The sequence below is a fragment of the Rhizobium rhizogenes NBRC 13257 genome (genome assembly GCF_000696095.1).
Taxonomy (GTDB): Bacteria; Pseudomonadota; Alphaproteobacteria; order Rhizobiales; family Rhizobiaceae; genus Rhizobium; species Rhizobium rhizogenes.
In genome coordinates this window covers 560,919-580,040 of record NZ_BAYX01000003.1, presented here as the reverse complement: position 1 = coordinate 580,040, position 19,122 = coordinate 560,919, and the positions used below count along the sequence as shown (strand labels likewise).

Below are 19,122 nucleotides of genomic sequence, written 5' to 3'. Positions count from 1 at the left end.
CCACATGATGATCTGTCGCCGAACACTGCACCAACGCCGCTGACGATGCGCTTCGGCGACAGGTCTTGCTTCGTTAACAGTCCGACCAGCAATCGCTTGGCAGCCTTGGTATCGCGGCGAGCCTGGACGATCTCGTCGAGAACGTAGCCGTCCTGGTCAACCGCGCGCCAAAGCCAATGTTTTCGGCCACCGATGGAAATCAGGACCTCGTCCAAATGCCAGATATCCTTTTGCGACGGCTTCTTTCTGCGCAACTGCTTGGCGTAAGCCGCCCCGAATTTGAAGCCTCATCGCCGGATCGTTTCGTACGATACGACAACGCCCCGCTCCAACAGCATTTCCTCGACCAACCGTAGGCTCAACGGAAACCGGAAATACAGCCACACCGCATGGGCGATGATCTGCGGTGAAAAGCGGTGATTCTTGTAACTGATCGTCGTCGAGATCATCCTCGCCCAATTATCCCTCAACCGTTAAGCTGCAGACAACGTGACATCGCCCCAGAGACTATTGAGCATATTCCGTCACGCAGATGGCGGGAGCTTGCCATCTGCTGCTGAGTAGATATGCGGCTTAGGTGCCGGCAGGCTACCGCGCTTGCAGCGATTTGAAATGCGCGATCATGCGGCTCGAATCCGCTTGGCGGCCGGTGAACAGTTCAAAGGCGCCGACGGCCTGGAAAACAGCCATGCCGCCGCCGTCCAATACCCGACACGCCTTGCTTTTGGCGGCCCTGACGAGCTCCGTCTCAAGCGGGAAATAGACGATATCGGCGACCCAGAATCGGGGATCGATCAGCGCTTCGTCGAGCGGCAATCCGGGATGACCCAGCATGCCGGTCGGGGTGGCGTGAACCAGCCCTGTCGCCTCCCGCACCGCGGCGGGCAGATCCTTGCCGGCGACAAAGACGCAATGCGGGTGCGCCGATTGAATTTGAAAGATCAGCGCGCTCACCTTTGCCTGATCAAGATCATAGATCTCGATGGACTTCGCGCCCATGCCGGCAACGGCATGCGCGACGGCAACGCCTGCCCCACCCGCGCCGAGCTGAACGACTCGATCGAGAGAGGCGTCCGACAGGCCGCGCCGGAAGCTCTCGGCAAAGCCCCACCAGTCGGTATTGTGTCCGAAGCGGCGCCCGTTGCGAAAGACGATCGTATTGATAGAGCGAAGCACGGCGGCATCCGCGGACAATTCGTCCACGAGCGTCACGGCGGCCTGCTTGCAGGGGTGCGTAATATTGAGCCCGGCAAAGCCGTTCTTCTCGGCGTCCTCGATGAGCCTGGGGAGGTCGGATACTGTGCAGCCGAGTTCCTGCAGGTCGATAAGGTCGTAGCTATAGTCCAGCCCGAGACGCGCGCCTTCCTGCATATGCATGGCCGGCGAAAGCGACCCGCCGATACCCGCTCCAATAAGGCCAACACGCAGCACCTGCGGTGCGATCAATACTTCCGACACAACTATCCTCCTACGCTCTCCCAGGCATCATCAACAAGATGATGACAAAAAATGTACGAACTAGTTCGTATTGTCAATGCAGGACACATCAAAGTGAGTGAATGACCAAGGAGAAAAGACGTCTTACCCGCCTGTTCCGGGCGCTTTGAGAAAAGCAATGATGGCATCGCAAATCATTGATTTATGGCGCTTTTTTGTGTCATTCTCGGAGAGATCGCGATTGAAAATAGCGCCGAATGTATAGCGGTTCGAAACGCGAAAGAAGCATTGGGCGCTGATCATCATATGGAGATCAATGGGATCGACCTTCCGCAGGAAGCTGCCGTCCTCATAGCCGCGCCGCAAGATATCGGAGATGATGTCGATGACGACGATGTTCATCTCGGACAGAACGCTCGAGCGTTTCATATTCTCGGCGCGATGGATGTTTTCGACGCTGACGAGCCTGACAAAATCAGGGTTCTGATCGTCATGGTCGAAGGTGCTTTCGATCAATTTCCGCATCGCCTGCACGGGTGGCATGCTCTGCAGATCAAGCGCGCCTTCCAGGCTGCGGATCTTAGTATAGGCCTGCTCCAGCACGGCAAGGTAGAGCCCCTCCTTACCGCCGAAATAATAGTAGATCATTCGCTTCGAGGTTTTCGTGCGCTCAGCGATCTCGTCGACGCGTGCGCCCGCGAATCCCGAGGCAACGAACTCTTCAGACGCTATGCGAAGAATGTTTTCCTTGGTGGCATCAGGATCGTTCTTTCTCGATCGGCTTTCAATTTTCACCGATTGGGTCTTGCGCATGCTGAACTCGCCTCAAGAGGTGGAATCGAACCGTTCACACGAGTATCCCCACCATTGGCAACCAGTCAAATAAGGCGTGCCCGAGCTGGCGCCGTCATCACGATGATAACGGCGCCGGTAGTTCTGTCGTCAGATGGATTGCTTGCCCGCCGGCGCCTGCAAGACCTGGTTCTTCTGCCTGCCAAGCTGCGCCATCGGGATCTTGAAGGTTTCCGATGCCGTGGCGGCGGAAATCGCCGCGATCACCGCCGTGATGGAGGTGAAGGCTGCAACCGGCATCCAGCCGGTCGGGCCGGTGCCCAGCAGGGCAGCACTGATGGTCGGCGCGAAGCCGCCAAGAGCGAAGCCGATCTGCGTGCCGATCGCCATACCCGACAGACGCACGCGCGTATCGAACATTTCGCCGTAGAGTGCCGGCCATACGCCGTTCGAGGCGCTATAGACGATGCCAGACAGCAGGATACCGAGGACGAAGATCAGCGTCAGGTCGCCCTGGCTGATCGCCCAAATGTAAGGCCAGATGAGAACGGCGCAGCCGAGGGCACCGAAGATGAAGACCGGCTTGCGGCCGATCCGGTCCGCCAACACCGCCCAGAGCGGGATTGCCACCAGCGCGGCAACATTCGCAAGGACGAGGACCGTCAGCATCAGCGAGCGATCGATATGCATGGTGTTGACCGCATAGGACAGCGTGAAGACGCTGAAGATCGTGCTGACGACAGAGATCAGCGCCGCGAAGACGATACGAACGACGTCCGTCCAGTAGTTGCTGAACAGCGTTATCAGCGGCACGCCTTCAACTTCACCCTTCTTGGATTCCTCGACGAAAACGGGCGTTTCCGCAAGCGTCCTGCGCACCCAGAACCCGACGAAGACGACGATGACACTCAGAAAGAACGGGATGCGCCACCCCCACGCCAGAAGGTCTTCCTCCGACAACCTGGAGATCGGTATGAACACCAAGGTCGCAAGGATGAGGCCGGTTTGCGTGCCGCTGAGAGTAAAGCTGGTGAAAAATGCCCGCCGATGCTCTGGCGCGTGTTCGAGCGTCATCGAGTTCGCGCCTGCCTGCTCTCCGGCAGCCGAAATCCCCTGCAGCAATCGTGCGATGACGAGGAGGATAGGAGCGAGAACGCCGACATGGTCGTAAGTCGGCAAACACCCGATGAGGAAGGTGGAAAAGCCCATCAGCAGCAGGGTGAAGGTCAGAACCTTCTTGCGGCCGAACTTGTCACCGATGTGACCGAGAACAACCGCGCCGAGCGGACGCGTGATATAGGCAACGCCGAAGGTCGCGAACGACGCCATGGCGGCGGCTTGCGGATCCGCAGATGAAAAGAAGATCTTCGGAAAGATCAGAGCAGCCGCGGTGCCGTAAACAAAAAAGTCGTAATATTCCACCGCGCTGCCGAGCCAGCTTGCAAGCGCAGCGCGCTTCGGTGTCCTTATTCCCGTTGATGTCTGCATGACGTCTCCTCCCAATGGACTATTGGATAAACCGTCGCGCCAAACCAGCCGACGGCGAATGGAAGGAATAATTATGGCGCCGGCCCTCAACGCCCGACCAGCCAAACGTCAACTCCTCCCAAGCTCCCGCGACAATAATGTACGAACTAGTTCGTATTGTAAATACTCATTTGCGGCCGCTGATCGGGCACTACGACCAGCCTGTTGAATAGAGCTTTAATCGCACCAAGAAGTGTAGTATATGATTTAGGAATATTAACCATAAGCTGCATATCGGCATCTGCACTCCGGCAAAGATGTCGGAGCTCGGTCTCTGCGTTCATGCGTGTGGTCCCATTTCCCGCCGATCTTCAGCAGTGCGCTTAGCCGTTTTTCGCCAGTAGACCTCTGCTGTCAGGCGTTCTTGTACAGCGACTTGCCTGGAACGGTTCTTGCGTAGTTACCAATGTTCTAACGATTCGGAGACCATGCGTTATGAAATGGCACACTTCGCATCAGTTTCCCGCGCTGAGGCTCGTCGTGCGTGGCAGAGAAAAATACAGGGTCATCAAATCGGTCCGAGACGCAGCAGTAACCCTGATCTCGGATTGGCCGAGCGATGATGGTGAAGAATACGTCGTGGCAGTCAGAACCTGCCTGGACGCCTTGCACGATGTCGTCCCTCCGGAAGCAGTCAGGGAAGCCTTGATCCGTGCCGCCAACGAGGAGAGAATTTCGCATATTTCGGTTGTTGCATCGGCTTATCCGGAATAGCTCCCGCTCATTTAGCCTCTTTCGAGAAATCGGCGGCGTGGAATTTTGTCATTGCAGCCACATTGCTTTTGATCAGAGAACTTTTCTTTCGATCGCGCTCTTTTGGAATGCTGTTCCTCTCAAACCCCATAAATCCATATATTTTGTGGGGTATAAACACGGAGAGAACATTCCATGACAGAACAAGACAGATCCGGCTTTGGCCGCCGGGAGATCCTGAAGCTCGCAGCCGTCACCGGCGCGACCTTTGCCGGAGCGGGCCTTTTTGCCAGCCAGGCGGCGGCAGCCGACGATGGCCTGTCGCTGAAAGGCAAGCGCATCGCCATCAGCGCGACGGGCACCGACCACTATTTCGACCTTCAGGCCTATAATGCCCAGATTGCCGAGGTTAAACGCCTTGGCGGCGAGCCGATCGCCGTCGATGCCGGCCGTAACGACGGCAAGCTGGTCTCGCAGTTGCAGACGCTCATCGCCCAGAAGCCCGATGCCATTGTGCAGATCCTTGGCACGCTCAGCGTCATCGATCCCTGGCTGAAGAAGGCTCGCGATGCCGGCATTCCGGTGCTGACCGTGGATGTCGGCTCGACCAACTCGATCAACAACACGACCTCCGACAATTGGGGTATCGGCAAGGATCTGGCCCTCCAGCTCGTGTCCGACATCGGCGGCGAAGGCAATATCCTCGTCTTCAACGGCTTTTACGGCGTCACGCCCTGCGCGATCCGCTACGACCAGCTCGTCAACGTCATCAAGTATTTCCCGAAGGTGAAGATCATCCAGCCGGAACTGCGCGACGTGATCCCGAACACCGTCCAGGACGCTTTCACCCAGGTCACGGCACTGCTGAACAAATATCCGGAGAAAGGCTCGATCAAGGCGATCTGGTCGGCCTGGGACATTCCGCAGCTTGGCGCCACGCAGGCCATTGCCGCCGCCGGCCGCACTGAAATCCGTACCTATGGTGTCGATGGAAGCCCGGAGGTGCTGCAACTGGTCGCCGATCCGAATTCGCCGGCAGGCGCCGATGCGGCACAGCAGCCGGCCGAAATCGGCCGCACCGCGATTCGCAATGTCGCCAAGCTTCTGGCCGGACAAACATTGCCGCGCGAGACCTATGTGCCGGCGCTTCTGGCCAACAAGGCCAACGTCGCCGAAGTCGTCAAGAAACTCGGCATCGGCTGACATAGCCGTTGGCGAGGCGACCTTCCGCCTCGCCAAACCTCCATCGGAGCCTCCCAATGACGGCATCTTCGCCTTCGGCGCCACCACACTCGGATGATCATGTCATTCGCTTCGACCATGTCGTCAAGCATTTCGGCGGGGCGCAGGCGCTGGCAGGCGCCTCTCTTACCGTGCGCCGCGGCACCGTCCACGGTCTGGTCGGCCAGAACGGCGCCGGCAAATCGACGCTGATCAAGCTGCTTGCCGGCCTGCACAGGCCGGACGAAGGCCGGATCGAAGTCGAAGGGGAATCCTTCGATCATCTGACGCCGCATCTCGCCGAAGCGCTCGGCATCCATTTCATCCATCAGGACCGGCTGCTGGTGCCGACCTTTACCGTCGGAGAAGCACTTTTCCTCGGCCGCGAGCCGCGTATCGGCCGCACGCCCTTTCTCGACCGTCGTCGCATGCAGCGGCGCGCCGGCGACCTGCTCGCCAACTATTTCGGCGTCAACCTGCCGAACAAGGCCCTAATCAGCGAGCTGTCCACGGCCGAAAAGCAGATCGTGCAGATTACGCGCGCCCTTCTCAACCAGCCGAAAGTTCTGGTTTTCGACGAGCCGACAGCGGCGCTGATCCGGCGGGAGGCCGATATCCTCTTCCGGCTGATCCGGCGCCTGCGCGATGAAGGCGTGACCATCATCTATATCTCGCATTATCTCAACGAGATCGAAGAGCTCTGCGACCATGTGACCGTCATGCGCAACGGCCTTGACGTCGCCACACTGCCGATTGCAGAGACCTCGGCTGCGGCCATCGCACGATTGATGGTCGAGCGCGACATCGCCGACATGTTTCCCAAGCGCCAGATCGAGCTTGGCGAGGAGATCCTCAAAGTCGAGGGGCTGACGGCACCTAACCGCTTCAGCGATATCAATTTCACCCTTCGCCACGGCGAGGTGCTCGGCATCACCGGCCTGCTCGGCTCCGGGGCCAAGGATCTCGTCCGCACGCTTTTCGGCCTGGAGAGGGCTTCCTCCGGCCATATCGCGGTCGCCGGCAAACCAACACGCAGTATCAGTCCGACGGAGGCCGTGGAACGGCAGATCGCCCTGGTGCCTGAGGACCGGCGCGGCCACGGCGTCGCTCTCGATCTTAGCGTGGCCGAAAACATCACGCTGTCGAGCCTTGCCCGCTACACACGCTTCGGCTTCCTCGATCGCAAACGCGAACGTCGTGACACCGACGACCTCATCAAACGCCTTGAGATCAAGACAGCCGGACGCGAAGCGCTGGTACGCACGCTCTCCGGCGGCAACCAGCAGAAGGTGGCGATCGCCAAATGGCTGAGCCGCCATTCGGAGATCTACCTGCTCGACGAGCCGACCGTTGGCGTCGACATCGGCTCCAAGGTGGAAATCTACACGCTGATCGGTGAACTCGCCACCCGAGGTGCCGGCATCATCGTGCTGTCCTCGGACCTGCCCGAACTGATCGGCATTACCGACCGTATTCTCGTGCTCTTCCGCGGCCGCGTGACCCGCGAATTCATCTCGTCGGAAACCACAACGGACGAGGTGCTGGCGGAATCGTCCGGCGCCTCAGGAGGCTTGCGCCATGTCGGCTGACATTCAATATGCTCCCGTCACCGGCTTTGAGGCCGAGAAAACGGCCGGTCGGACAGGCAGCAATATCGCGGCGACGACCCTGCGCTTCGGCTCGCTGATCACCTTTGCCCTGATCCTTATCGTCTTCTCGCTGACGGCGCCCTATTTCCTCAGCATCGGCAATATCGGCAATGTGCTCGGCCAGTCCGCCATTTCGGGCGTGCTGGCGATCGGGCTGACCATCGTGCTGATTGCCGGCGGCGCCAATGTCGTAACCGGTGGCATCGACCTGTCGCTCGCCGCCAATATGGGCCTCAGTGCGGCCGTCTATGCGACGCTGACGCAGCTCGGTTATGGCGACGCGGTGGCAATTACTGCCACGCTGCTGACCGGCCTTGCGATCGGTGCCGTCAATGCCGCCGCCGTCGTACTTGCCGGCATCGTGCCGCTGCTCGCCACGCTTGCCGTGATGAATATCGTCGCAGGCCTCGAACTGGTGCTGACGCAGAATACTGTCCTGCCGGCATCTACCGATTTGCTGACGCTGCTCTCGGCATCCGACAGCTTCGGCATTCCGGTCCTTGCCTATGTGCTTCTCGGCTTTACAGCAATCGTGACAGCGATCGTGCAATATACGCCGCTCGGCCTGAGACTCTATGCCGTGGGAGAGTTTCCGGACGCGGCGCGTGCCGCCGGCCTGCCGCTCAAGCGCCTGCTTGCCGGCGCCTTCCTCGCCAGCGGCCTTTGCGGCGGCATCGCGGGCATTCTTTCGGTCTCCTATCTCAGCGGCAGCACCACCGGCGCCGGCGAAATGCTGTTGCCTGTCGTTGCCGCTGCCCTGCTCGGCTCGGTCTTTTCACGACGGTTGGTTCCGACAATCGCGGGAGCCTTGCTCTCCACCCTGCTCGTCGGCTTTCTCGTCAACGGGTTCCAGTTGCTGAATCTGCCGAGCACGCTGGTTAACGGCATTCAAGGCCTTCTCATCCTGATCGTCGTTTCGGCAACGACCCTGTTGCGCAAGCGGGAGATCTGACCATGTCGCTTTCGAATTCCGCCGCCCCATCGCAGGCATGGCCGCGTCGCGCGGTCGCCGTATTGGCGCGATGTGGCCTGATCCTGGCACTCCTTTTCGTCTTCGCGATCTTCTCGGCCGCAACGCCGACCTTCCTGACGCCAGGCAATCTGCAAAGCATTCTCGTCAACAACTTCACGCTGCTTGCCATCGTCTCGATCGCCATGACCTTTGCCGTCTCTTCCGGCGGGATCGATCTTTCGGTCGGAACAGCAGTCGATTTCGCGAGTTTTGCCTTCGTTTCTCTGGTGCTTGCCGGCCAACCGGTGGCACTTGCCGTGCTGGCGGGCCTGGCAGCTGGCGCCGCGGTCGGCGCTTTCAATGCCGTCCTGATCTCCGGGATCGGCGTATCGCCGTTCCTCGCGACCCTCGGCACGCTCTTCATCGGCCGCAGCATCCAGCAACTGCTGACGAATGGCGGCAATCCGGTCTACCTGCCACCAACCGGCGTGCCGGAAGCGTTCCGGTTTCTCGGCCACGGCGCGATTGCCGGCATTCCTGTGCCGCTGGTCATCGCAATCGTCATCATCGCGGCCGCAGCCACGCTCTTTGCCCGCACCCGCTTCGGCCGTGTGGTGCTGTCGATCGGCATCCAGCCAAGCGTCGTGCGCTATTCCGGCATCAGGCTTCGCGGCCACGTCGCCATAACCTTCATTCTCGTCGGCCTCATCGCCGCCATCGCCGGCCTGATCCTGACCGCGACGGTCACGGTCTATATTCCCTTTTCGGGCAACGCCTTTCTCCTGAACGCGATCGGTGCGACCTTCATCGGCACGACACTTTCGCCGCTTGGCCGGCCGAATGTCGCGGGAACCGTGCTCGGCGTGCTTCTGCTCAGCATCGTCGCCAACGGCCTGCTTCTGACGGGCCTGAATTTCTACTGGCAGCAGGTCGGCACCGGCGTGCTGATCTTCGCCGTGCTCGCCTTCAGCTTCATCAACAGCAAGGCCGGCGGTGCTTGAATAGCCGCCCCAAACTCCGGACATTGGCCAGAATCTTAATGACTTCCGCCTAGTCTGGTTCCGGTTATATCACCGGAGATATTCATGCTGCGTTTTCTATCGACATCCATCGTGCGCCAGGTCGTTGCGATCACCCTCGGTCTGCTTGCCGTCAGCACGGCCGCAATCGTTGCGGTGACCTACTACAACCTCAGCCGTGACGTGATGGACAGCGCGGTAGCTGACGCCAGGGATGCAAGCCGCGCGATGGCGATCCTTTACGCTGCTGGCGACGATGGCGCGAAGATCGCGCTGAAAGATACGGAGCTTGCCTCCGTCACCGAGGAGAAAATTCCGGCCTTTAGCGATCACGACCTTGTCGACCGGGCAGCGCAGTCGATCGCTGGCGTGGCAACGATCTTCGAAAAGCAGGACAGCGACTATGTTCGCGTATCCACCAATGTGAAGAAGCAGGATGGCAGCCGTGCCGTCGGCACAAAGCTTGCCGCCGATCACCCTGCTCAGCCTGTGCTTGCCAGGGGCGAGGCCTATTACGGTCCGGCCCAGCTTTTCGGCCGCAATTTCATGACCGGCTATTTCCCCGTCAAGAATGCCGCCGGCGCCAATGTCGGCATTCTATTCATCGGCATTCCGATGGAGGTCTATTTCGCGCGGCTGAACAATCTGCAGCTTCTCGTCCTGACCGCTGGGGGTGCCGTGATGGCGTTCGTCGGTCTCTTCGCCTTCTTTGCGATCCGCCGTACGATAAGACCGCTGCAGGCCTTGACGACGACGGTTCACACGATTTCCGCCGGTAATCTTGGTGGCAGCATTCCCTGCGTCGAGAAGAAGAATGAGTTCGGCGAGATCGGCCGCGCGCTGGAAGCCTTCCGCGACAGCGCCCGCGCGCGCCGCGATCTGGAAACGCAGGCCGCCGAACAGCGCACGCTTGCCGAAGCCGAGCGCAGCCGCAACGATACCGACAAGCGCACGCTCGACGACCAGATCGAATTTGCGGTCAACCAGATCGCAGTCGGCCTCGGCCGTCTGGCACAAGGGGATGTATCACAGACGATCGAGACCCCGTTCGTAGGTCGCCTCGAGCAGCTTCGCATCGATTTTAACGCCTCGCTCGTTCGCCTGCAGGACACCCTGTCCCGCATCCGCAACAGCGCGACGACAATCCAGCACAACAGCAACGCGATGCGGTCCTCGGCCGGCGAACTTTCCAAACGCACGGAGGCGCAGGCGGCCAATCTGGAAGAGACTGCCGCCGCCGTGGAGGAAATCACCGTCACGGTCCGCTCCTCGGCCGAACGCGCCCGCGAGGCGAACAATGCCGTAGCGCTCACCAAGAAGACGGCCGACAGCTCGGACACAGTCGTTGGCGATGCCGTCGCCGCCATGAACCGCATCGAACAGGCGTCCCGACAAATCGAACAGATCATTGAAGTGATTGACGATATCGCGTTCCAGACGAACCTGCTGGCGCTGAACGCAGGTATCGAGGCCGCCCGCGCCGGAGACGCGGGCAAGGGCTTTGCCGTCGTCGCACAGGAAGTGCGCGAATTGGCGCAGCGCTCCGCCGTGGCAGCCCGCGAGATCAAGGGCCTCATCGAAAAATCGACCCGTGAAGTCACCGCCGGCTCCGAGCTGGTGCAGAAAACAGGCGGCATGCTTGCCTCCATCAGCCAGGAAATTGTCGCGATCAGCAAGCATGTTGAGACCATCGCGACAGGCAGCCGGGACCAGGCGACCGCCCTGCAAGAAGTCAACGGCACCGTCAACGCGATGGATCAGATGACCCAAAAGAACGCTGCGATGGTCGAAGAAACGACGCAAGCCAGCCGCGGATTGGCCGAGGAAGCCGATATTCTGATGAACCTGCTGCAACAGTTCCGCATCGAAGGTACAGCGCAGGACGACCGTCGGGCAAGACGGGCGGCTTGACCGCTCGGGCGAGGTTTCGCCTGAATAATCGCTAAAGAATCCGACAGCGGAAACTTCCGGCAAATGGTCAACTCGTCTCATCGAAACAAGCCCGATGGAGACGACAATGACCACGACTGCGATCCGTGTATCCTTCCGCCGAACTGAACGAAAAATCTACCCGGCATTGCGATGGCTGTTAGCCATACCGATGCAGATCGCCGCAAAACTAACGGCGCGAAGCAATCGCAATGCCCTGCTTGAACTGTCCGACGACCAGTTGAAGGATATAGGCCTGTCCCGTGGCCAAGCCTATAGTCACGAGCACATCTACACACGCTACAGATAATTGTGCTAGAACGTGGCGAGCTGAGAGGCTTGCGCCGCCGATATTGGACTATGCCATGTCAGGTTTTTCAATCGACCTTTTGCTGAAGACGAAGACCGTCACGATAAGAGATGTGCTCTGCGATGGCGCATGCCGGCATAAGAGCGTCGAGGAATGCGCGCATTCGACCAGCCTTGTTTACCCCTATCGCGGCGTCTTCATGCGCCATGTCGGGCGCAAGGATGTGGTGGCCGAGGCAAACCAGGTGCTGTTTTTCAACCGGGAGCAGGAATACCGGATCAGCCATCCGATCGAGGGTGGCGATGCCTGTATTGATGTCTCAATCGACGAAGCCTTGCTAGACGAACTGGCACCGAAAGATCAGGCACAGACGGCGGATGCGCTGATCTTTCGTCGCCAGCGCCGGCGGATCGATCCGCGCGCGCAGGCGCTGGTCGCCCTCTTGCGGCATAGCCTTAAACGCGGCGCCGCCGAGACGCTGGAGGCGGAAACGCTTGCGCTGACTTTGGTGCGGCGTTCGCTTGGTGAGCGCACCTCGCACGCCGCCGGTGCAACGATCGGACGGCAGAAGCTGGTCGATCGCGCCAAACTTGTCATGTCGTCCGACCTTGCCCGTCGATGGACCCTGGCTGACATCGCCCATGATGTCGGCGTCTCTCCGGTTTACCTCACCCAGGTCTTCCAGCAGGTCGAGGGCATTCCACTCTATCGCTACCAACTGCGTCTAAGGCTGGCGCGGGCGCTCGACCTCCTCGGCGAATATGACGACCTGACGGCTCTTGGCCTGGATCTCGGCTTTTCGAGCCACAGCCATTTCAGCGCCGCCTTCAAACAGGCCTATGACCGTACGCCCGCCGAATTCCAGCGGCTTGCCCATTTGCGGGCGCGATAAATCGCTAAAGAATCCGACAGCGGCAGCGCCGGCGAAATGGTTTCCTCCCAGCATCCCCAAGCCGGGGACATCAAACGGAGGAACTGACATGTCTCAACGTACCTGTGCTGCCTGCGACTGCGAACTCGATGCCGAGGCAATCAAGGTCAAGCTCGGCGGCAAGACTGTCGAGGTCTGCTGCGAAGAATGCGCCCAGGCGCTCAACGAAGCAGAAGCAGCCATGACGGCTACCGCAGACGTTAAAGGTTGAAAATCATCCGCCGCGACATTGCCTCTGTCGCGGCGGATGCCGCTATTTCTGGTTCGACCAATATTTGCGGAAGAGGCAGCGATGCTTGCTACCGAAAGATGGTGCTATATATTCGGCACAAGTGAAATATCGTTTGCTATCGACATAAGTGGGGGAATACGAATGAGAATTACAGCCTTTGCTATTGCGCTGATTTTGGCAACGCCCACCTTTGCGCTTGCCGAACAAAATTGTGGCGACCTCACGACCCAAACCGACATGAATATTTGCGCTGGCAAAGCCTATGCGAAATCGGACGCCGAGTTGAATGTGCTCTATAAGCAGATCGAGGCGCGGTTGAAGGACGACGCCGATACCAAAAAATTATTGGTATCGACGCAGAAAGCCTGGGTCGGCTATCGCGACGCCGAATGCAATTTCTCAAGCTCTAAAGTCACGGGCGGCACCGTATATCCGTTCATCTCCAGCTCCTGTCTCAACAACATGACGCGGAGCCGTATCGAAGATCTCAAAGGATATCTGAAGTGCGGCGATGGGGACCTCGACTGCCCGGTTCCGTCAGCCAATTGAGATGCGGTCCGGCACAAAACTCGAAACGACCGCGATCGAAAATCAGAGATACCAGATCAAACCCGCCCTATTTGCTAGCACAGATAGCGTAGCGGTGCTGCGCGGCGCGCTCCAGCCCTTTCAGGAAATCAAAGTTCTTGCGCTGTGTCCGGTGGATGGCACCCATGTCCGTATCGATGATCACGGATGAAAAGCCGCCAGCCTTCAGGAGGTCGGCCACCGCTTCGGCGCGCGCGCCTTCGGAAAAATAGACGCGAGAGAGAATGCTGCGGTGGGTTTCGGCAAGTACCGCGCCCGGCCCGTTCTGTGGCCGGGCATTTCGACCACGGAGACGTGCCATAAGGGCCGCAAGCCTACCGGTAATCTTCGCGACAAGGGTCGTATTAACGAAGTCGCCATCGATGACCAGCAGTTTCCCGCCCGGCTTCAGCACGCGATGCCATTCCTTGAAGGCGGCGAGCGGATCGACCAGCGTCCAGACCAGATGGCGGTTGATGACCACATCATAGGCGCCATCCGGCTCCATGGTGTTTTCGGCGTCCCCCATCAGGAAACGGATCGGCCGGCCACGGGTCTTCGCCTTCGCCCGCGCCCGTTCCAACATCGGCTCCGCCCAGTCCATGCCCGTCACCCTGTAGCCGATGTCGTCGAGCAAATGGGATACGACCGCCGTGCCGCAGGCGAGATCGAGGGCCGTCTGCCCCGTACCATCGCCGAGATGGCGTTGAAGCAACGCATGCCATGCCGCCCGCTCCTCCTCCGAAAAGATCTCATGCCCCGGTTGGCTGTCGAAAGTCTCGGCCCGGATCGACCAATAGGCCTTTATCTCGTCGCGCAAATCGTGATTGGAGCGCAGGTTAAGTGTCTGCATTTCCTATTTCTTTCCAAGAGAACAACTAAGCGTAGAAGACTTCTAAAAGATAATTCTTGACTGCAAAAGTCATAAAAACATAAATCGCGTCCGAATTTATCGCTCAGGAGAGACAAGTGTTCAACCTCAACAAGGTGGCTTCGGTCGCCACGCTCGTGTTTGCCCTTTTTTCCGGGATGGCTATCGCCGGTGAGAAGGTCACGGTCAAGGATATTACCGGCCGCGACGTCCAGGTCAGCGTTCCGGTGGAACGCGTCATTCTCGGCGAAGGTCGTCAGATCTACTTCACCGCAGCCCTCGACACGGAGGCGCCGTTCAAGCGCATCATCGGTTGGCGGGATGACTTCCAGAAGGCCGATCTCGACGGCTACAATGCCTATCTGGAAAAATATCCGGAGATGAAGAAGATCCCGACCTTCGGCGGCATGAAGGACGGCACCTTCGACATCGAACAGGCTGTAACGCTGAAGCCCGATGTCATCATCATGAACATCGACGCCAAGTCGGCGACGGAAGAAAGCGGCTACATCGAGAAGCTGGCCAAGGTTGGCATTCCGCTCGTCTATGTCGACTTCCGTGAGAAGGCGATGGAGAACACGACTCCGTCCATGCGCCTGATCGGCAAGCTATTCGGCAAGGAGGCACGCGCCGAGGAATTCGTGAAATTCCATGATGAGCAGTTGGCGCGCGTCACCGACGTGCTTGCCAAGGCCGGCGACATCAAGAAGCCGGTGGTCTTCATCGAACGCGCCGGCGGCTACAGCGACGATTGCTGCATGTCTTTCGGCAACGAGAATTTCGGCCGGATGGTCGAAATGGCCGGTGGCATCAATCTCGCCAAGGATATCATTCCCGGCACGTTCGGCACGGTCAATCCGGAACAGATCATTGCATCCAACCCGGACCAGGTGATCGTTACCGGTGCGAACTGGGAACTTTATGTTCCCGGCGGCGACTGGGTCGGCGTTGGTCCCGGCGCGGACAAGGCCCTGGCCACATCGAAGCTGGAAAAGCTGATGCACCGCCCGGCCTTCACCGACATCACCGCGGTCAAGACCGGCAATGTTCACGCCATCTGGCATCAGTTCTATAACAATCCCTACCAGTTCGTCGCCATACAGCAGATCGCCAAGTGGCTGCATCCGGACCTGTTCAAGGATCTCGATCCGGAAGCGACGTTCAAGGAATTGCACGAGCGCTTCCTGCCGGTCGAATACCGTTCCGGCTATTTCGTATCGCTGAACGCAAGCCTTTGATCCGACAAACCTGCGGGCGACCTGTCGCCCGCAGGTTTGGTTTAACGCGTCCAAATCGGTCAGCCCACCTACAAAGCTGCCGTCGACAGACATATCGATACTTGCCAGAGCCGCGGAACCCGCGCCGGCGGTTGTCGGCTCCCTATGGCTTTGAGCCAATCGAACAATCCACAGAAGAAATTGCAGCCGAGAGCGTGCACCCGGCTCCTATAAGCTACGCACAAGTTTGCTTGTGCATCAGTAGCTCGTTGGGAATTGCCAGATCGAGAATGTGCGGATGCCGATAGCGCCATGATGGCGTTCATCTGTCGTGTTCAATCTTGAACTCATGCGCTGCGGGGGCACGCGTGAGCATCAAAGCAGGAACGCGAAGAATGCTGGGTTTACAGCATTCGGCACGCCCATCCGCTCATATCGGTATCAAAGATCGTGCTGCCACAGATCAGTCGGCCCGACGCGACGGCAATATGTTCATAACGAGTAAGCGTAAGAAACCGGAGTCATTTCAACGCTCGCATCCGGAGGCCCCCATGACGAGCATTACTTCAATTAGTTCAAATAGTTATTATCAATCTCTGCGATCACGTTCTGCAGCGTCGTCAACGGACGATGCCCTTTCTTCTGTCCTGGGTAGCGGATCGTCCAGCAAGGATTCGTCTTCGTCGTCCGACGATCAGTCTCTGGCGACGACGGCACAGCAGTTGGCCGCGCAGCTGATGTCGATGATGCTCAATCTGCAGTCTGGCAGCAGCGACGATGATTCGAGCTCAAGCTCGGATACCGCATCCACCAGCAGCACATCGAGCACGCAAGCTGCTTCCAGCACCAGCGATCAGACCAACATGATCAAGGCTATGGATACGGATGGCGACGGTAACATCAGCGAAGCGGAGTTTGTCGCGGCTCGTCCATCCGACGTGAGCGAGGAACAGGCAACAAATCTGTTTGCAAGCTTCGATACTGAGAACACCGGATCGCTCACGGAATCGCAGCTGGCAAGCGCCATGCAGTCCGGCCAGCAGCCGCCGCCACCTCCGGCTGGCGGACCACCGAGCGACGATCAGCTGTCCAGCATGTTCTCCGAGATGGATACGGATGGCGACGGCAGCGTCAGCGAGGCGGAATTCGTCGCGGCTCGTCCATCCGACGTGAGCGAGGATCAGGCAACGTCCCTGTTTGACAGCCTCGACACGTCCAGTTCCGGATCGCTAACGCAAAGCCAGTTCGAGACGGCCATGAAGGCGCAACAGCCGCCGCAGCCGTCAGACTTTGGCAGCCTCTATGCCTCAAGCGAGCAGGTCGATACCACAAGCGAATTGCTTGCCCTTTGATGAACGGCGACAACAATCGTTCGTTTCTGACTATGTGAAAAAAGGGCGGCGGCTTGGGTAGGAGATGTTGGGACCTCTGCTCGACCTGCCGTCCATTTTCGAAAGCCATGCCCGGTATAGCCGATTTCGCTCGGCTTAATGTTTGGGGGGGAGACCGCATCTGTGACGAAACGGTGAATTTATTCGCAAACCTGCCTTTTCCCCAAGCCACACATTCGGTCTTTACCCGATATTATCGTTTGCCCTCGAAAAACTTGGCCCCTGATTATCGGTGTGGCAGGTAGCCGTCAAAGAGTTCGGTCGTCGCCATCCATAGGCTTGGGATTTCAGAGTGCGCGTCATATCATGCATCACCACGGAGCATAATCTGTGGCTCGTTCTTCTTGCGGCGTTCGTCTGTATCAGTGGCGGGTGGATCACCCTCAATCTGTTGCGACGGTCGGAGACGACACTGGGACTTCAGCGCGGTGGATGGCTGTTTCTGACCTCCGTTGCGGCTGGCTCCTCGGTCTGGTGCACCCACTTCATCGCCATGCTCGCCTATGAGACCGAAGCGGCGATCACCTTCGGTCCGATCCTGACCATGGTGTCGCTGCTGGTAGCCGTGACAGGCTGCGCCTTCGGCTTTACGACCGCCTCGCTGCGCGGTTTCAGACTGGCGCCGGAAGCAGGCGGCTTGGTCGTTGGTTTGGCGATCTCGGCCATGCATTACACCGGCATGATGGCCTATCACGTCGATGGCATCATCGAGTGGAACGTGGATTACGTGGCCAGCTCGATCATGCTGTCCATGGTCATCGCGGCATTCGCCTTCAGCCAGGCCATCCGTCGGCCCTGGCGCCATTCGCCTCTCCTCGCACTTGCGCTCTTCGTCCTTGCCGTCGTGACGCTCCATTTCACTGCGATGGCCGCCGTATCGCTCACTCCTTTGGCGACGGGTGCCGCAGGCACCGACCCGCATGTATTGCAGGCAATGGCCATTGCCGTCGCTGGCGTCGGCCTACTGATCGTCGGCACCGGCGTCGCCAGCTACATGATTGATGAACACGCCACGCAAGAATCCATCCAGAAGCTCCAGCACATGGCGCTCAACGACCTGCTGACCGGCCTGCCCAACCGTGGCAGCTTTGCCGACCATCTCAACCAAGAGATGGAACAGGCGGAACGCGAGAATGCGAAACTTGCCGTCATCGGCATCGACCTCGACCGCTTCAAGGAAATCAACGATCTTCGCGGACACAAGGCTGGCGACCAGGCCCTCAAGGCGATCGGACGTCGGCTCGCACGTCTGGTGAAGGACGGCGAATTCGTCGCCCGCGTCGGTGGCGACGAGTTTGCTGCCGTCAAGCGGTTCAACGGGCAAAACGAGCTGCTGGACTTCGTCGCGCGACTGGAAAAGACCATGTTCGAACCGATCCGGATCGACGATTTCGAGACGGTGACGGGCGCCAGCATCGGCGTCGCCGTCTATCCCGACGATGGACGGGATCAAGAGCGCCTTGTCAGCAATGCCGATCTGGCGATGTACCGCGCCAAGGCCGATGTCGGGCGCGCCGTCTGCTTCTACGAATCCAGGATGGATGAAGCTGCCCGCGAACGTCATACGCTTGCCCAGGATCTGCGCCGCGCCGTCGAGCTGGATCAGCTCGAGCTGCACTACCAGGTGCAAACCTCGGTTCGCACAGGCGAGGTCTGCGGATATGAGGTTCTGGCGCGCTGGAACCATCCTGAACGCGGCAAGGTGCCCCCGGCGGAATTCATTCCGATCGCGGAGGAAAGCGGCACTATCCTTGCGATCGGCGAATGGGTGCTACGGACGGCTTGCAAGCAGGCTGCCTCATGGGACAAGCGCTACAAGATCGCCGTCAACCTTTCGCCTGTCCAGTTTGCCCATGCCGACCTTGCCCGGCTTGTGCACGAAATCCTGCTCGAAACAGGGCTCTCGCCAAGCCGGCTGGAGCTCGAAATCACCGAGTCCACCATCATCGCCGACAAGACCCGCACGCTGCATGTGCTGCGTCAGATCAAGGCGCTGGGCGTAACCATAGCGATAGACGATTTCGGAACGGGCTATTCGTCGCTGGATACGCTGCGCTCATTCCCCTTCGACAAGATCAAGCTCGATCGCTCCTTCATGAGCGAAGTGGAGGGCAGCATCCAGGCGAAAGCCATCGTGCGGGCCGTGCTGACGCTTGGCCGAAGCCTTGAAATCCCGGTTCTTGCCGAGGGGGTCGAGACAAACCACCAGCTTGAAATCCTCAAAGTCGAAGGCTGTGACGAAGCCCAAGGCTTTTTCCTTGGGCGGCCGAAGCCGGTCGGACAGATATTTCTGTCTGAAGAAACCATCGATGCCGAATTTCCGGCATCGTTTTCCGGCCGCATCCCGCCCGTCCGGATCAGACGTCGCTCGATCGCTTGAAACA

The 19,122-nt window shown here is 59.2% G+C and carries 17 protein-coding genes and 1 pseudogene; 13 read left to right on the top strand and 5 right to left on the bottom strand.

All coding sequences use genetic code 11. The features are described 5' to 3' along the window. From RRH01S_RS09550 to RRH01S_RS09535, 4 genes and pseudogenes are all read right to left on the bottom strand, one after another. Positions 1-496: pseudogene (locus RRH01S_RS09550) on the bottom strand (IS6 family transposase); the annotation flags it as partial. Positions 497-588: 92 nt separating this feature from the next. Further along, on the bottom strand, positions 589-1,458 hold the full coding sequence (locus RRH01S_RS09545; protein ID WP_080705421.1) for a shikimate dehydrogenase: 870 nt from the start codon (positions 1,456-1,458) through the stop codon (positions 589-591). Between the two features lie 123 nt (positions 1,459-1,581). Beyond that, a complete protein-coding gene (locus RRH01S_RS09540) occupies positions 1,582-2,250 on the bottom strand; it encodes a TetR/AcrR family transcriptional regulator (RefSeq protein ID WP_042471126.1) in 669 nt (222 codons plus the stop codon). A gap of 129 nt (positions 2,251-2,379) precedes the next feature. Continuing rightward, positions 2,380-3,717: an MFS transporter gene (locus RRH01S_RS09535; RefSeq protein ID WP_042471123.1), complete on the bottom strand. Its 1,338-nt coding sequence runs from the start codon at positions 3,715-3,717 to the stop codon at positions 2,380-2,382. A 474-nt stretch (positions 3,718-4,191) separates the two neighbouring features. On the opposite strand from RRH01S_RS09535, the gene RRH01S_RS09530 reads away from it, so the two are divergent. The 10 genes from RRH01S_RS09530 (at position 4,192) to RRH01S_RS09490 (ending at position 13,241) form a co-directional block, all read left to right on the top strand. After that, the gene (locus RRH01S_RS09530; RefSeq protein WP_007691466.1) at positions 4,192-4,470 is read left to right on the top strand and encodes a DUF982 domain-containing protein; all 279 of its coding nucleotides are present in this window, start codon (positions 4,192-4,194) and stop codon (positions 4,468-4,470) included. Positions 4,471-4,644: 174 nt separating this feature from the next. Beyond that, positions 4,645-5,652: a sugar ABC transporter substrate-binding protein gene (locus RRH01S_RS09525; protein WP_034522204.1), complete on the top strand. Its 1,008-nt coding sequence runs from the start codon at positions 4,645-4,647 to the stop codon at positions 5,650-5,652. 56 nt (positions 5,653-5,708) lie between these two features. Continuing rightward, entirely contained in the window at positions 5,709-7,259 is a 1,551-nt protein-coding gene (locus tag RRH01S_RS09520) for a sugar ABC transporter ATP-binding protein (RefSeq protein ID WP_042471120.1), read from the top strand. Further along, complete coding sequence (locus RRH01S_RS09515; protein WP_012649528.1) at positions 7,249-8,271, top strand: ABC transporter permease; 1,023 nt, start codon at positions 7,249-7,251, stop codon at positions 8,269-8,271. The genes RRH01S_RS09520 and RRH01S_RS09515 overlap by 11 nt, the downstream gene beginning before the upstream one ends. Before the next feature lie 2 nt (positions 8,272-8,273). Beyond that, positions 8,274-9,272: an ABC transporter permease gene (locus RRH01S_RS09510; RefSeq protein ID WP_042471117.1), complete on the top strand. Its 999-nt coding sequence runs from the start codon at positions 8,274-8,276 to the stop codon at positions 9,270-9,272. A gap of 84 nt (positions 9,273-9,356) precedes the next feature. Then, complete coding sequence (locus RRH01S_RS09505) at positions 9,357-11,201, top strand: methyl-accepting chemotaxis protein (protein ID WP_042471116.1); 1,845 nt, start codon at positions 9,357-9,359, stop codon at positions 11,199-11,201. Positions 11,202-11,307: 106 nt separating this feature from the next. Then, positions 11,308-11,529, top strand: a complete 222-nt coding sequence (locus RRH01S_RS09500; protein WP_007691453.1) for a DUF1127 domain-containing protein — start codon at positions 11,308-11,310, stop codon at positions 11,527-11,529. A gap of 55 nt (positions 11,530-11,584) precedes the next feature. Further along, positions 11,585-12,421: a helix-turn-helix transcriptional regulator gene (locus RRH01S_RS09495; RefSeq protein WP_012649524.1), complete on the top strand. Its 837-nt coding sequence runs from the start codon at positions 11,585-11,587 to the stop codon at positions 12,419-12,421. Positions 12,422-12,509: 88 nt separating this feature from the next. Then, positions 12,510-12,671, top strand: a complete 162-nt coding sequence (locus tag RRH01S_RS34355; protein ID WP_165586804.1) for a hypothetical protein — start codon at positions 12,510-12,512, stop codon at positions 12,669-12,671. 162 nt (positions 12,672-12,833) lie between these two features. After that, positions 12,834-13,241 carry a lysozyme inhibitor LprI family protein gene (locus RRH01S_RS09490; protein ID WP_007691449.1) on the top strand — a complete coding sequence of 136 codons (408 nt, stop codon included), beginning with the start codon at positions 12,834-12,836 and terminating at the stop codon, positions 13,239-13,241. 67 nt (positions 13,242-13,308) lie between these two features. On the opposite strand, the gene RRH01S_RS09485 is transcribed toward RRH01S_RS09490, so the two are convergent. Next, the gene (locus RRH01S_RS09485) at positions 13,309-14,112 is read right to left on the bottom strand and encodes a class I SAM-dependent methyltransferase (protein WP_012649522.1); all 804 of its coding nucleotides are present in this window, start codon (positions 14,110-14,112) and stop codon (positions 13,309-13,311) included. Between the two features lie 176 nt (positions 14,113-14,288). Here RRH01S_RS09485 and RRH01S_RS09480 point away from each other — a divergent pair, with 176 nt between their 5' ends. From RRH01S_RS09480 to RRH01S_RS09470, 3 genes are all read left to right on the top strand, one after another. Then, a complete protein-coding gene (locus tag RRH01S_RS09480) occupies positions 14,289-15,368 on the top strand; it encodes an ABC transporter substrate-binding protein (protein WP_153510644.1) in 1,080 nt (359 codons plus the stop codon). A 530-nt stretch (positions 15,369-15,898) separates the two neighbouring features. Continuing rightward, positions 15,899-16,699, top strand: a complete 801-nt coding sequence (locus tag RRH01S_RS09475) for an EF-hand domain-containing protein (RefSeq protein ID WP_007691446.1) — start codon at positions 15,899-15,901, stop codon at positions 16,697-16,699. Between the two features lie 331 nt (positions 16,700-17,030). Then, on the top strand, positions 17,031-19,118 hold the full coding sequence (locus RRH01S_RS09470) for a putative bifunctional diguanylate cyclase/phosphodiesterase (protein ID WP_034522212.1): 2,088 nt from the start codon (positions 17,031-17,033) through the stop codon (positions 19,116-19,118). Positions 19,119-19,122 lie beyond the last annotated feature (4 nt).

Excerpts from the sequence above, each read along its gene's own strand:
- RRH01S_RS09540 (WP_042471126.1), bottom strand. The coding sequence starts at position 2,250 with ATGCGCAAGACCCAATCGGTGAAAATTGAAAGCCGATCGAGAAAGAAC.
- RRH01S_RS09535 (WP_042471123.1), bottom strand. The coding sequence starts at position 3,717 with ATGCAGACATCAACGGGAATAAGGACACCGAAGCGCGCTGCGCTTGCA.
- RRH01S_RS09530 (WP_007691466.1), top strand. The coding sequence starts at position 4,192 with ATGAAATGGCACACTTCGCATCAGTTTCCCGCGCTGAGGCTCGTCGTG.
- RRH01S_RS09525 (WP_034522204.1), top strand. The coding sequence starts at position 4,645 with ATGACAGAACAAGACAGATCCGGCTTTGGCCGCCGGGAGATCCTGAAG.
- RRH01S_RS09520 (WP_042471120.1), top strand. The coding sequence starts at position 5,709 with ATGACGGCATCTTCGCCTTCGGCGCCACCACACTCGGATGATCATGTC.
- RRH01S_RS09515 (WP_012649528.1), top strand. The coding sequence starts at position 7,249 with ATGTCGGCTGACATTCAATATGCTCCCGTCACCGGCTTTGAGGCCGAG.
- RRH01S_RS09510 (WP_042471117.1), top strand. The coding sequence starts at position 8,274 with ATGTCGCTTTCGAATTCCGCCGCCCCATCGCAGGCATGGCCGCGTCGC.
- RRH01S_RS09505 (WP_042471116.1), top strand. The coding sequence starts at position 9,357 with ATGCTGCGTTTTCTATCGACATCCATCGTGCGCCAGGTCGTTGCGATC.
- RRH01S_RS09500 (WP_007691453.1), top strand. The coding sequence starts at position 11,308 with ATGACCACGACTGCGATCCGTGTATCCTTCCGCCGAACTGAACGAAAA.
- RRH01S_RS09495 (WP_012649524.1), top strand. The coding sequence starts at position 11,585 with ATGTCAGGTTTTTCAATCGACCTTTTGCTGAAGACGAAGACCGTCACG.
- RRH01S_RS34355 (WP_165586804.1), top strand. The coding sequence starts at position 12,510 with ATGTCTCAACGTACCTGTGCTGCCTGCGACTGCGAACTCGATGCCGAG.
- RRH01S_RS09490 (WP_007691449.1), top strand. The coding sequence starts at position 12,834 with ATGAGAATTACAGCCTTTGCTATTGCGCTGATTTTGGCAACGCCCACC.
- RRH01S_RS09485 (WP_012649522.1), bottom strand. The coding sequence starts at position 14,112 with ATGCAGACACTTAACCTGCGCTCCAATCACGATTTGCGCGACGAGATA.
- RRH01S_RS09480 (WP_153510644.1), top strand. The coding sequence starts at position 14,289 with ATGGCTATCGCCGGTGAGAAGGTCACGGTCAAGGATATTACCGGCCGC.
- RRH01S_RS09475 (WP_007691446.1), top strand. The coding sequence starts at position 15,899 with ATGACGAGCATTACTTCAATTAGTTCAAATAGTTATTATCAATCTCTG.